This window comes from Streptomyces sp. BB1-1-1 (assembly GCF_031597775.1).
In the GTDB taxonomy this organism is placed as follows: Bacteria; Actinomycetota; Actinomycetes; order Streptomycetales; family Streptomycetaceae; genus Streptomyces; species Streptomyces thinghirensis.
In genome coordinates this window covers 3,255,635-3,268,126 of the sequence record NZ_CP134203.1, presented here as the reverse complement: position 1 = coordinate 3,268,126, position 12,492 = coordinate 3,255,635, and the positions used below count along the sequence as shown (strand labels likewise).

The window sequence follows — 12,492 nt, the reverse complement described above, 5'->3', positions numbered from 1 at the left end:
AAAGCCAAAAGAACGTCAAGCGCTGTCAAAAATCAAGGCGTTCCCGGCGCACCGAATACCCGACGAACCCGGCGCCGAGACCGAGGCAGAGGGCGCCGCCGACGACGTACGGCGTGCTGTCGAAGCTGCCGGTGTCGGCCAGGCGGGCCGTGCCCTCACCGGTGGCCGCCGTGCCCGTGGAAGCGACTCTGGCCTGCTCGGTGACCTGCGGAGACGGGCTCGCGGAAGCGGACTTGAGCACCGGCGTGTCGGGAGTCGCGTTGGCGGACGGGACGAACCACATGGCGCACAGCAGGCCGCCTGCGGCGGCGGCGGTCAGCAACGGTCGGCGAGCGGATGACACGGAATATCGATCCCCTTGTGGCGCTGGCGAATTGGCCGTGTGGGCAGATGTTAGTGAAAGTCGCGGGTCACAGGAAAGTCACGGGAGCGGTCGGCCTTACGCTCCGGGCATGAGCACTCCAGAGACATCACGTTTTGTACGGATTCGCGTCGAGCTCGTTCTCGAGGTCGACGACGACGAGGCCGTCACCGGGGCCGCGCTGCAGGCGCTCGCCGAGGACGCCGACCTGCCCGACGCGGAAAGGGCGCACGCCGAGCGTGCTGTGACGGAGGACACCGCGGAGGCCCTGGCTCACCTCGTGGACCCGTTCGACCTGGTCAGCGCGGTGCCCGGCGTCGAGCTCCAACAGGCCTCCTGGAGCAGCGAGCAGATCGACTACGACCCCGATTCGCCCGAGTGGGACCTGGACGAGGAAGATGGCGACGAGAACGACCCGGAAGACGATGAAATGACGGTCGGCTGACGCAGTGTGGGGAAAAACGTGACCCCGGGCGGCAACCGTCGTCCGGGGTTTCGTCGTCTCAAGGGGCGCACCGGCCGGCCCCCGCGCCGCCCCCGCCTCCGCGGCAAACGTGGTATGCCCCACACCCGTGAGCGATGTGGAACGGGACGAACCGGTCGTAGCGTTGAAGTTCTTGACGGGGAATCTCGGGGTTTCCGGACTCGGCAACGATGGAGAAGCGTGTGATGACGGACGGTAAGCGGCGCAAGGGCCTGGCGGCCGCGTCCGCACTGCTCGGCGGTGTGCTGGTGCTCTCGGCATGTTCCAGTAGCGACGCCGACACCTCCGGGAGCGGGGACGGCAGGACCTCGCAGGCCGAGGCCGACGAGGCGGCGGCCAAGAAGTCGTCCGAGGCCCAGATCAAGATCACGCCCAAGGACAACTCGGACAACGCCTCCATCAACAACTCCGCCGGCGTCACCGTGAGCAAGGGCACGCTCACCGAGGTGAAGATGACCGCCACCGACGGCACCGAGGTCAGCGGCGAGATATCCGCCGACAAGACCAGCTGGAAGCCCAGCGGTCAGCTGGAGCGGGCCACCACCTACAAGCTGACGGCGACCGCGAAGGACTCCGAGGGCCGCGCCGCCCACGAGAACGCGTCGTTCACCACGGTCTCCCAGAAGAACAGCTTCATCGGCACCTTCACCCCGGACGACGGCAAGACCGTCGGCGTCGGCATGCCGGTGTCGATCAACTTCGACAAGGAGATCACCGACAAGGCCGCCGTCCAGAAGGGCATCACGGTCAACACCAGCAGCGGCCAGGAGGTCGCCTGCCACTGGTTCAGCACCCAGCGCATGGACTGCCGCCCGGAGAACTACTGGCAGGAGGGGTCGACCGTCACCCTCAAGCTGGCGCTCGACGGGGTCGAGGGCGCCGAGGGCGTCTACGGCGTCCAGCAGAAGTCGGTCACCTTCAAGATCGGCCGCAACCAGGTCTCGTACGTCGACGCGAAGACCAAGCAGATGAAGATCACGCAGGACGGCAAGACCGTCAAGACGATCCCGATCTCCGCCGGCTCCCCCGAGAACAAGACCTACGAAGGCCAGATGGTCATCTCCGAGAAGTTCAAGGAGACCCGGATGGACGGCTCGACGGTCGGCTTCACCGACGACGACGGCAAGGGTGAGTACGACATCAAGGACGTGCCCCACGCCATGCGCCTGAGCACCTCCGGCACCTTCATCCACGGCAACTACTGGAGCAAGGGCATCTTCGGCAGCGCCAACACCAGCCACGGCTGCGTCGGCCTCGCCGACACCCAGGGCGCCGACGACCCGAACACGCCGGGCGCGTGGTTCTACAACAACTCGATCATCGGTGACGTGGTCGTCGTCCAGAACACCGGCGACAAGACCATCGCCCCGGACAACGGCCTCAACGGCTGGAACATGGACTGGGCCCAGTGGAAGGCGGGTTCGGCGGTCTGACGCCGAACGCACCGCGGCCCACCGCGACTTCGCTTCATCCGGCGCCCGTCGCCCCTCACCGGGGCGGCGGGCGTCCGGCATTCAACCCCGCTGGTACGTAACGGAGTTCGCGCGGACGCGTAACACCGGACGGCGATCACGTAACAGTTGGCAGGCGGTTTCCCGACCGTCCCCGCGACCGCCCTTCGCGCTCTTGAGCGGCTGATCCCCCCTCGCCATACTCCAAGTCCCGGGGGGAGCACACGCGTGCTGGACCACCCCCGGCCGGGTGAACGGGGAATTCTCCCGGTACTTCCGCAAGGGGGAACTTTGCGCAGACAAGTGAAAAAGGCCGGCGCGGCCACGGTCGCCACGGCCGCGGCCGTGGCGCTCGCGGCGGGCATGACCAGCCCGGCAGCGGCGGACGGGGCACGGACGGCGGACGGGGACCGTACAGCGGCCTCGGCGCGGGCCGAGACCGCCCGGACCGATGCCGCGCGGACCGCCTCCGGCACGGCCAGGCACCGCGTCACGCTGATCACCGGCGACCGGGTCGCCGTCGACGCCAAGGGCCGCGTCGTCGGCCTGGAGCGGGCCGAGGGCCGCGAGCACATACCCGTCCAGATCCGCAGGGCCGGCGGGCACACCCTCGTCGTCCCGGCCGACGCCGCCCGCCTGGTCGCCACCGGCAGACTGGACCAGCGCCTCTTCGACATCACCGAGCTGAACAAGGCCACCACCCGCAAGGCCCAGAAGAACGGCCTGAAGGTCATCGTCGGCTACCGGGGCAGCGCGCGGGCCACCAAGGCCGACGTCCGCGACGCGGGCACCCTCCGCCGCGCCCTCACCGCCCTGAACGCCGACGCCGTACAGACCCCGCACGAGAACGCGCCCGAGCTGTGGGACGCGGTGACCGACGGCGAGAAGACCGCCTCCGGCATCGCGCGCGTCTGGCTCGACGGCGTCCGCACGGCCAGCCTCGACAAGTCCGTCCCGCAGATCGGCGCCCCCAAGGCATGGGCCGCCGGCTACGACGGCAAGGGCGTCAAGATCGCCGTACTGGACACCGGCGTCGACACCACCCACCCCGACCTGAAGAACCAGGTCGTCGCGTCCAAGAACTTCTCCGTCTCACCCGACGCCACCGACAAGTACGGCCACGGCACCCACGTCGCCTCCATCGCCGCCGGCACCGGCGCGAAGGCGGGCGCCACGTACAAGGGCGTGGCCCCCGGCGCCAAGCTGCTCAACGGCAAGGTCCTCAGCGACGAGGGCTTCGGCGACGACTCCGGCATCCTCGCCGGCATGGAGTGGGCGGCCGCGCAGGGCGCCGACGTCATCAACCTCAGCCTGGGTGGCGGCGACACCCCGGAGATCGACCCGCTGGAAGCCGAGGTCAACAGGCTCTCCGCGGAGAAGGGCATCCTCTTCGCCATCGCCGCCGGCAACGACGGCGAGTTCGGCGACCGTACCGTCGGCTCCCCGGGCAGCGCCGCCGCCGCCCTGACCGTCGGCGCGGTCGACGACGGGGACAAGCTCGCCTCCTTCTCCAGCACCGGCCCCGGCCTCGACGGCGCCGTCAAGCCCGACGTGACCGCACCCGGCGTCGACATCACCGCCGCCTCCGCCAAGGGCAGCCTCATCGCCCGGGAGGAGGGCGAGAAGCCCGCCGGATACGTCACCATCTCCGGTACGTCGATGGCGACCCCGCACGTCGCGGGCGCCGCGGCCCTCCTCAAGCAGCAGCACCCCGACTGGACGTACGCCGAGCTGAAGGGCGCGCTGACGGGATCGGCGAAGGGCGGCAAGTACACGCCCTTCCAGCAGGGTTCGGGACGCATCCAGGTCGACAAGGCGGTCAAGCAGACCGTGATCGCCGACCCGGTGTCGACCACCTTCGGCACCCAGCAGTGGCCGCACACCGACGACAAGCCGGTCACCAAGCAGCTGACCTACCGCAACCTCGGCACCAAGGCCGTCACGCTGAAGCTGACATCGACCGCCACCGACCCCAAGGGCAAGGCGGCCCCCGCCGGCTTCTTCAAGCTGGGCGCCGGCTCGGTCACCGTCCCGGCGGGCGGCAAGGCCTCCGTGGCCCTCACCGCCGACACCAGGCTCGGCGGCACGGTGGACGGCGCCTACTCGGCGTACGTCACGGCGACCGGCGGCGGGCAGACCGTCCGCACGGCCGCCGCCGTGGAGCGCGAGGTGGAGTCGTACGACGTCACGCTGAAGGCCCTCGGCCGCGACGGCAAACCCACCGCGAACTACGAGACCGACCTGACGGGCGTCTCCGGCCTCGCCACGGACACCTGGTTCACCCCGTACGAGGCCGACGGCACCGTCACCGTGCGCGTGCCCAAGGGCGCCTACATCCTCAACTCCTCGATCCGCGTGAGCGACGACCCGGAGAAGTGGAAGGGCGCCGACTGGATCGCGCAGCCGAAGCTGAACGTCACGAAGAAGACCACCGTCACCCTCGACGCGCGCACCGCGAAGCCGGTGGACATCACCGTGCCGGACAAGGCCGCGAAGTCCGAGTTCGCCTCCGCGGACTTCACGGTGGAGGCGGGCGGCAACAGCTACAGCTACGGCTGGTGGCTGGACTCCTACGCGGGCCTGCGCACCAAGCACCTCGGCCCGCGGATCACCGACGGCTCGGTCAGCCAGCAGTGGGACGGCCACTGGACCAAGGGCGCCAAGGAGCAGTACGACACCGTCGCGGGCGGCCCGGTCGAGCAGCTCGCCACCGGCTACACCCGGCACTACAAGGCGGGCGAACTGGCCACCCTCAAGGCCGGCCTCGGCGCCTCCGCGAGCGGCAAGAAGGGCGCGGTCTCCGCGATCGGCTGGCTGCCCGGCGGTACCGGCGGCTCCTCGATCGGCATCGAGCAGCCCCTGCCCGGCACCCGCACCCTGCACCTGTCCACGGGGAACGGCGTGAAATGGGAGCTCGGCTTCGAGCAGTACGGAGGCCTCGACGCCGACGGCTTCCCGGTCGTCGAGGCCGGTTACACGTTCGGCTCCCCGCAGCGCTACAACGCGGGCAAGAGCTACTCGGCGACCTTCAACACCGCCGTCTTCGGCCCGAGCCTCACCGCGGACTTCGGTCTGTACCGCGACGGCAACGCCATCACCGGCCTGCTCCCGCTGTTCGCCGACGGCAAGGGCCACGCAGGCTCCTCGGCCTTCACCTCGGTCGCCACCACGCTCTACCGCAACGGCACCAAGGTCGGCGCCCACAAGGACCCGCTGTTCGGCGAGGGCGAGTTCAAGGTGCCCTCCGGTGACGCCCGGTACCGGCTGACGACGTCGGTCAAGCGTTCCGCCAAGGTCGCCGCGGCCTCCAGCCGCATCGACGCGAGCTGGACCTTCCGCTCCAAGAAGACGGCCGACCGCACCGAACTACCCGCCTCCACCGCCCGCTTCGCCGCGGCCACCGGCCTGGACAGCAAGGTCACGGCGGGCAAGCAGGTCACCGTCCCGGTCACCGTCGAGGGCGCGGCCGCCGGCCGCAACCTCAAGTCCCTCACGGTGCACGTGTCGTACGACCACGGCAAGACGTGGAAGAAGGTCACCGTGAAGAAGGGCAAGGTCAGCGTCAAGAACCCGGCGAAGGGGAAGTCCCTCTCCTTCCGCGCCAAGATCGTCGACAAGAAGAAGAACGAGTCGGTGATCACGATCTACGACGCGTACCACGGCAAGTAGGCCGCGCCACGCGAACGACCTGGCCGGAGCCCGGCGGCTCCGGCCAGGTCACGTCCGCAGCGAAGCCGCCGCGTCCGTGCCCCAGCTCGCCAGCAGCCGCAGCGCCTCCGCCGACGGTGAGCCCGGCTCGGCGTGGTACGTGATGAACGCCTGCTCGTCGTCGTCGACCAGGCGGAACGTCTCGAAGGACAGGGTCATCTCACCCACCAGCGGATGCCGCATCCGCTTGACGCCGTAGGACTTCTCCTTGACGTCGTGCGTGGCCCACAGGCGCCGGAACTCCTCGCTCTTCACGGACAGCTCGCCGACCAGGGCGGACAGCCGCGGGTCGTCCGGGTGCCGGCCCGCGTCCATGCGCAGGAAGCTGACCATGTCGTGCGCCTTCTGGTCCCAGTCCACGAACAGATCCCGGTAGTCCGGGTTCAGGAAGACCAGCCGCGCCCAGTTCCGCTCCTGGGCGGGCAGCTTGCCCCAGTCGCCGAAGAGGGCCGCCGCCATCCGGTTCCAGGCGAGGATCTCCGACCGCCGGCCGGTCACGTACGCCGGGACCGTGTCGATCGACTCCAGCAGCTGGAGCAGCGCCACCCGTACCGGCTGCTGCGCCCGTGACGCCGCCGCCCGCCTGCGCTGCTGCTGCGGTTTCGCCAGGTGCGTCAGGTGCGCCTGCTCGGCGTCGGACAGCCTGAGCGCGCGGGCGATCGCGTCGAGGACCTCCGCCGACACGTTCCGTCCGTTGCCCTGCTCCAGGCGCGTGTAGTACGCCACGGACACCCCGGACAGCTGCGCCAGCTCCTCCCGCCGCAGCCCCGGTACCCGGCGGTGCCGCCCGTACGACGGCAGCCCGACGTCCTCCGGCTTCAGCCGGGCACGCCGGGTGCGCAGGAACTCGCTCAGTTCGGCACGCCGGTCCAGCTGTCCATCCATGCCCTCCAGTATTGCCGGTCGTATTCCCGGTCGTACGCCCGTGAGCCTGTCCCCGTCAGTGGTACGCACGCTGGTCGTAGGCAAAGCCGTGGTCTGGGTGGATGCCCGCCGGGGCGGCAGGCTGGAGGCATCCCGAAGAAGATCAGTCACGAGGAACCCGGAGAACCCGGCATGACCACTGTCGCCGCGTACGCCGCACCCGCCGCCAAGGCTCCGCTGGAGCGGACCACCATCGAGCGGCGCGAGGTGCGCGAGCACGACGTCCTGATCGACATCAAGTTCGCCGGCATCTGCCACTCCGACATCCACCAGGTCCGCGAGGGCTGGGGCGAGGCCATCTTCCCGATGGTCCCCGGCCACGAGATCGCGGGCATCGTCTCCGAGGTGGGCCCCGGCGTCACCAAGTTCGCCGTCGGCGACCGGGTGGGCGTCGGCTGCATGGTCGACTCCTGCCGAGAGTGCGAGAACTGCCGGGCCGGCCTGGAGCAGTACTGCACCGGCGGCAACGTGATGACCTACAACGGCGTCGGCAAGGACGGCGAGCCGACCTACGGCGGCTACTCCGAGAAGGTCGTCGTCGACGAGAACTTCGTCCTCGGCATCCCCGAGGGCATCGCGCTGGACGAGGCGGCGCCGCTGCTGTGCGCCGGCATCACCACGTACTCCCCGCTCCGGCGCTGGAACGCCGGCCCCGGCAAGAAGGTCGCCGTCGTCGGCATGGGCGGCCTCGGCCACATGGCCGTCAAGCTCGCGCACGCCCTGGGCGCCGAGGTGACGGTGCTCTCGCAGTCCCTGCGCAAGAAGGACGACGGCCTGAAGCTGGGCGCCGACCACTACTACGCCACGAGCGACCCGGCCACCTTCGAGGAGCTGGCCGGCACCTTCGACCTGATCGTCTCGACGGTCTCCGCCCCGCTCGACCTCGGCGCCTACCTGGGGCTGCTGAAGACGGAGGGCGCCCTGGCCAACGTCGGGGCCCCCGAGGAGCCGGTCTCCCTCAACCTGTTCGCACTGCTCGGCGGCGGCAAGACCCTCGCCGGGTCCATGATCGGCGGCATCCGGGAGACCCAGGAGATGCTGGACTTCTGCGCCGAGCACGGCATCGGCGCCGAGATCGAGCTGATCGCCGCGTCCGAGGTCAACGAGGCGTACGAGCGGGTCCTGGCGAGCGACGTGCGGTACCGCTTCGTGATCGACACGGCGACGATCTGACGGGCCGGAAACGTCCTCGGAGATTTCCTCGGGGATTTCCTCGCGAACTTCCTCGGGAGTTTCCTCGGGGTTTTTCCCCGGTCCCTGTCACACAGCCGCGCCGCCCCGGGTCATACCGCCGTAGACACACACGGCGGACGCCCGGACGGGCAGGAGCCAGACAGTGAACCAGACAGCTGTCGACCTGTCCGTCCGGGCGCCAGGACCCTCGGGAGCAGCCATGACGTACCCCTCGTCCCCCACCACCCCCCTCCTGGTCACCGGCGGCACGGGCACCCTCGGCGGCCACGTCGTCCCGCTGCTGCGGGCGGCGGGCCACGAGATACAAATCCTCACCCGGCGCCCCCGCCCGGCCGAGGACGGCGTCACCTACGTCACCGGCGACCTCCTCACCGGCGAGGGCGTCGAGGCCGCCGTCGACGGCGTGCACACCGTCCTGCACCTGGCGGGCGGCCCGAAGGGCGACGACGAGGCGACCCGCACGCTGGTGCGCGCCGCCTCGCACGCGGGCGTACGGCACCTCGTGTACATCTCGGTCGTGGGCGCGGACAGCGTGCCGCTGGCGTGGCTGCGCACCAAGCTCGACTCGGAGCGGGCGATCGCCGACTCGGGCATCGGGTGGACGGTGCTGCGGGCGGCCCAGTTCCACGAGCTGACCCTGACGATGATCGAGAAGATGACCAAGCTGCCGGTCCTGCCCGTCCCGGGCGGCCTGCGCCTCCAGCCGGTCGACTCCCGCGAGGTCGCCGCCCGCCTGGCCGAACTGACCCTCGCGGCACCCGCCGGCCGGGTCCCCGACATGACCGGCCCCGAGGTCCACGACCTGGCCGCCCTGGCCCGCCCGTACCTCGCCCTGCACGCCCGGCGCCGCCGCCCGACGCTGCCCGTACGCATCCCCGGCAAGGCGGGCCGCGCCTACCGCGCGGGGGCGAACCTCACGCTGGAGGGAGCGCGGGTGGGCCGGCGGACGTGGGCGGAGTTCCTGACGGAGCGGGCGGGACGCGGGACGGTGACGGCTGACGCGCGCCGCTCGTGAGCCCGACGCCGGCCGGCGTGCTCGTCAGCGGCGCCGCAGCGACGCGTCCAGCAGCGCGGGCGGGGTGTCGAACTTCTCCTGCGCCGCCAGGTCGGTCCCGGGGGCCACGATCGCGTCGACGGCGTCGAGGACATCGGCGGACAGCACGGTGTCGGCGGCGGCGAGCTGCGCGTGCAGGTGGTCCAGGGTGCGGGGGCCGATGAGCGCGCTGGTCACGGCGGGGTGCGCGGTCACGAATCCGAGCGCGAGCTGGACCATGGTCAGGCCGGCCTCGTCGGCGACCGTGGCCAGCCGCTCGACGGCGTCGAGCCGGGCCCGGTTGGCCGGCAGCGAGGTGTCGAAACGCTCCGGCATGAACGCCGACCGGTGGGTGGCGATCTCCCGGCCCGCCCGCACCGCCCCCGACAGCCATCCCGACGCCAGCGGGCTCCACACCAGCACGCCGAGCCCGTACTCCTCGGCCACGGGCAGCACGTGGCTCTCGATCCCGCGCTGCAGGACGGAGTAGCTGGGCTGCTCGGTGACGTACCGGCTCAGGCGGTGCTCGCGGGCGGCCCACTGGGCCTGGACGATGCGGTAGGCGGGGAAGGTCGAGGAGCCGAAGTAGCGGATCTTCCCCGCGCGCTGGAGGTCGGTCAGGGCCGACAGTGTCTCCTCGTCGCTGGTGGCCGGGTCCCACCGGTGGATCTGGTAGAGGTCGACGTGGTCGACGCCGAGGCGGCGCAGGCTGTTGTCCAGCTCGGTGACCAGCCAGCGGCGCGAGGCGCCCCGGTGGTTGCGCTCCTCGCCCATGGGCATGCTCGCCTTCGTGGCCAGCACGATGTCGTCGCGGCGGCCGGCGATGGCCTTGCCGACCATCTCCTCCGACTCGCCCTGGCCGTACATGTCGGCGGTGTCGATGACGTTGACCCCGCCCTCCAGGGCGGCGTCGACGATGGCGGTGGCCTCGTCCTGGGTGGTGCGCCCGATGCTGCCGAAGTTCATGGCGCCGAGCGCGAGAGAGCTGACCTGGACGCCGGTGCGGCCCAAGGTGCGGTATCGCATGATCGTGTTCCTCCGTCGAGGGAAGGGGACGCGGTGCGCGCGGGCGCACGGCGTGGCACGACGGCTCCGGCCTCTGGCATCATGGCAACCGGAACGCCGTCCCGTTTGACGATACGGAACGGTGTCCCGTTTAGCAACGCCGGTTTTTGGAGGGAACGACGCGATGGCGGACGCCGACGAGGCCGCAGGTCACACCAGCCGCCCCAAACGGGCGGACGCCCGGCGCAACCAGGAGACCCTTCTGGACGCGGCCGCCGCGGTCTTCGTGAGGTCCGGGGTGGAGGCAGCGGTCCGCGACATCGCGGCCGAGGCCGGCGTCGGAACGGCCACGATCTACCGCCACTTCCCGACGCGGGCTGACCTCATCATCGGCGTCTACCGGCACCAGGTGGAGGCCTGCGCCGAGGCCGGCCCGGCCCTGCTGGCGAGCGGCCCGACCCCGTACGACGCACTCGGGCGGTGGATCGACCTCTTCGTCGACTTCCTGGTCACCAAGCACGGACTCGCCGCCGTACTGCAGTCCGACAACGCCGGCTTCGAGGCGCTGCACGCGTACTTCCTCGACCGCCTCGTGCCCGTGTGCACCCGCCTCCTCGACGCCGCGACCGCCTCCGGCGAGATCAGGTCCGACCTGTCCGCCCTGGAACTCATGCGCGGCGTCGGCAACCTCTGCATCGGCGCGGAGAACGACCCGCACTACGACGCGCGCCGACTGGTGGGGGTGCTGGTGGCGGGGTTGCGCCGACCGGACTGACCGGCGCGGCCGGGCGCCGGCGCCGTCACAGGCCGCCCGGATGGTCCGAGAGCCAGTCGCCGTGCCGTTGCCGCAACCGGTCCCGTTCGGCGGGCGTGGCGAGGATGACGTCCGCGCCGCCAGCGCCGCCGGTCGGCGTAGAGGCGTGTGTGGGTGGGGAACTCGGGGTCGGGGTCGTCCTCCCGCCGTGGGGTCGGAAAGCCTTCTGGCCCGGTGGGCGTACTGGACCGGGGGGTCGCTCCCTCACGGTCGCAGGTGGGTGAGCAGTTCGGGCGCGGCAGGATAGGGCTCCTCGCGGGGCAGCAGACGGCTCGCCGGGTCGAGGGCGCCGTCGCGCACGAGCGCGTGGATCTCGTGGGCGAGCGGGGTCACGTCGCGGATGCCGACCGTCCATTCGTCGGCGTACCGCCGTGCGGCCTCGCCGGAGAGGCCGAGTTGCAGGGAGCGGTACGGCAGCGGTTGCAGGCGCAGGTCCCGCTCGGGATCCCACTGGATGCGGGTCGGCGCGCGCTTCAACTGCCGCTGCCAGGTGGCGCGGTCGGGGTGCACCCCGGGAACGTAGCTCGAAAGGCACGCGCCGCGCAGCGCCGACTCGAAGCCGTCACGAGTGATCTCGACGGCCAGCACGGTCTCCTGATCCACTTTCGTGGCCCAGCCGCAGCGGTACATCATCCACAGGAACGACGGCTTGATCCACGTCATCCGGTCGCGCTTCCACGCCGCGGGGAAGCGGCCCTCGCGGACGGCGGGAAGGCCGATCTCCGGGGAGTACGCCTGGTAGACGGTGATGGTGGATGCCGTGTAGGCCGCCCGGATCTCGCGTCGCCGTTCTTCCATGACGTACAGCGTGGAGCCGCGGACCCCCGGTGGCCACCGGTTTTCGTCCGCGGGGCGGTCGGGCGGGCATGGAATCGCCGGGGACCCTCGCGCGTTGAGAAGGTGTGGCCGGGGATGCCGGCGGTGTGCGAGCCGAGTAGCCCGAGTGACCGAACCGACAGATTGTGGAGGGCCGCAATGGCTGCGCAGACGCAGAGGGCCGTGCTTGCGGGTGGGTGCTTCTGGGGGATGGAGGAGCTGATCCGCCGGCTGCCGGGGGTGACGGCGACCCGGGTGGGATACACCGGGGGAGACGTGCCGAACGCGACGTATCGCAACCACGGCACGCACGCGGAGGCCATTGAGATCCTCTTCGACCCCGAGAAGACCGACTTCCGCGCGCTGCTGGAGTTCTTCTTCCAGATCCACGACCCGAGCACCAAGAACCGCCAGGGCAACGACATCGGCCTCAGCTACCGCTCGGCGATCTACTACGTGGAGGACGAGCAGAAGCGGATCGCCGAGGACACGATCGCGGACGTGGACGCCTCCGGGCTGTGGCCGGGCAAGGTCGTCACCGAGGTGGAGCCGGTCGGCCCCTTCTGGGAGGCCGAGCCCGAGCATCAGGACTACCTGCAGCGTTACCCGGAGGGCTACACCTGCCACTTCCCGCGCCCGGGATGGCGGCTGCCCGCACGCGCCGAGGGCTGATCCGTACCCGTGCCGGGAGGCGGCCCGGTC

At 70.8% G+C, this 12,492-nt stretch carries 11 protein-coding genes; 7 read left to right on the top strand and 4 right to left on the bottom strand.

Features of this window, described 5'->3' with window-relative positions:
• Positions 1-25: 25 nt before the first annotated feature.
• Positions 26-343 (bottom strand): hypothetical protein, encoded by a 318-nt coding sequence (locus RI578_RS14885; RefSeq protein ID WP_310871553.1) that lies wholly within the window; start codon positions 341-343, stop codon positions 26-28.
• A 109-nt stretch (positions 344-452) separates the two neighbouring features.
• Between RI578_RS14885 and RI578_RS14880 the strand changes: the two genes are divergently transcribed.
• From RI578_RS14880 to RI578_RS14870, 3 genes are all read left to right on the top strand, one after another.
• Positions 453-806, top strand: a complete 354-nt coding sequence (locus RI578_RS14880; protein WP_310871552.1) for a hypothetical protein — start codon at positions 453-455, stop codon at positions 804-806.
• Positions 807-1,030: 224 nt separating this feature from the next.
• Complete coding sequence (locus tag RI578_RS14875; RefSeq protein ID WP_310871551.1) at positions 1,031-2,278, top strand: Ig-like domain-containing protein; 1,248 nt, start codon at positions 1,031-1,033, stop codon at positions 2,276-2,278.
• Positions 2,279-2,587: 309 nt separating this feature from the next.
• Positions 2,588-5,965, top strand: a complete 3,378-nt coding sequence (locus tag RI578_RS14870) for a S8 family peptidase (RefSeq protein ID WP_399060193.1) — start codon at positions 2,588-2,590, stop codon at positions 5,963-5,965.
• Positions 5,966-6,013: 48 nt separating this feature from the next.
• Here RI578_RS14870 and RI578_RS14865 read toward each other — a convergent pair whose 3' ends face one another.
• Positions 6,014-6,889 (bottom strand): helix-turn-helix transcriptional regulator, encoded by an 876-nt coding sequence (locus RI578_RS14865; protein ID WP_310871550.1) that lies wholly within the window; start codon positions 6,887-6,889, stop codon positions 6,014-6,016.
• Positions 6,890-7,060: 171 nt separating this feature from the next.
• Between RI578_RS14865 and RI578_RS14860 the strand changes: the two genes are divergently transcribed.
• Together RI578_RS14860 and RI578_RS14855 are read left to right on the top strand one after the other, a co-directional pair.
• Positions 7,061-8,101, top strand: coding sequence for an NAD(P)-dependent alcohol dehydrogenase (locus RI578_RS14860; protein WP_310871549.1), 1,041 nt, complete (start codon positions 7,061-7,063; stop codon positions 8,099-8,101).
• Positions 8,102-8,321: 220 nt separating this feature from the next.
• Positions 8,322-9,137: an NAD(P)H-binding protein gene (locus RI578_RS14855; RefSeq protein WP_310871548.1), complete on the top strand. Its 816-nt coding sequence runs from the start codon at positions 8,322-8,324 to the stop codon at positions 9,135-9,137.
• Positions 9,138-9,161: 24 nt separating this feature from the next.
• Here RI578_RS14855 and RI578_RS14850 read toward each other — a convergent pair whose 3' ends face one another.
• Positions 9,162-10,181: an aldo/keto reductase gene (locus RI578_RS14850; protein WP_310871547.1), complete on the bottom strand. Its 1,020-nt coding sequence runs from the start codon at positions 10,179-10,181 to the stop codon at positions 9,162-9,164.
• Positions 10,182-10,344: 163 nt separating this feature from the next.
• Here RI578_RS14850 and RI578_RS14845 point away from each other — a divergent pair, with 163 nt between their 5' ends.
• Positions 10,345-10,935 (top strand): TetR/AcrR family transcriptional regulator, encoded by a 591-nt coding sequence (locus RI578_RS14845; protein ID WP_310871546.1) that lies wholly within the window; start codon positions 10,345-10,347, stop codon positions 10,933-10,935.
• 243 nt (positions 10,936-11,178) lie between these two features.
• On the opposite strand, the gene RI578_RS14840 is transcribed toward RI578_RS14845, so the two are convergent.
• On the bottom strand, positions 11,179-11,772 hold the full coding sequence (locus RI578_RS14840) for a DUF4291 domain-containing protein (RefSeq protein WP_310871545.1): 594 nt from the start codon (positions 11,770-11,772) through the stop codon (positions 11,179-11,181).
• A gap of 177 nt (positions 11,773-11,949) precedes the next feature.
• On the opposite strand from RI578_RS14840, the gene msrA reads away from it, so the two are divergent.
• Positions 11,950-12,462, top strand: coding sequence for a peptide-methionine (S)-S-oxide reductase MsrA (msrA, locus tag RI578_RS14835; protein ID WP_310871544.1), 513 nt, complete (start codon positions 11,950-11,952; stop codon positions 12,460-12,462).
• Positions 12,463-12,492: the final 30 nt, after the last annotated feature.

What these genes read in the sequence shown, in the direction of transcription:
- RI578_RS14845 (WP_310871546.1), top strand. Translation starts at nt 10,345, where the DNA reads ATGGCGGACGCCGACGAGGCCGCAGGTCACACCAGCCGCCCCAAACGG.
- msrA (WP_310871544.1), top strand. Translation starts at nt 11,950, where the DNA reads ATGGCTGCGCAGACGCAGAGGGCCGTGCTTGCGGGTGGGTGCTTCTGG.
- RI578_RS14840 (WP_310871545.1), bottom strand. Translation starts at nt 11,772, where the DNA reads ATGGAAGAACGGCGACGCGAGATCCGGGCGGCCTACACGGCATCCACC.
- RI578_RS14850 (WP_310871547.1), bottom strand. Translation starts at nt 10,181, where the DNA reads ATGCGATACCGCACCTTGGGCCGCACCGGCGTCCAGGTCAGCTCTCTC.
- RI578_RS14855 (WP_310871548.1), top strand. Translation starts at nt 8,322, where the DNA reads ATGACGTACCCCTCGTCCCCCACCACCCCCCTCCTGGTCACCGGCGGC.
- RI578_RS14880 (WP_310871552.1), top strand. Translation starts at nt 453, where the DNA reads ATGAGCACTCCAGAGACATCACGTTTTGTACGGATTCGCGTCGAGCTC.
- RI578_RS14875 (WP_310871551.1), top strand. Translation starts at nt 1,031, where the DNA reads ATGACGGACGGTAAGCGGCGCAAGGGCCTGGCGGCCGCGTCCGCACTG.
- RI578_RS14860 (WP_310871549.1), top strand. Translation starts at nt 7,061, where the DNA reads ATGACCACTGTCGCCGCGTACGCCGCACCCGCCGCCAAGGCTCCGCTG.
- RI578_RS14865 (WP_310871550.1), bottom strand. Translation starts at nt 6,889, where the DNA reads ATGGATGGACAGCTGGACCGGCGTGCCGAACTGAGCGAGTTCCTGCGC.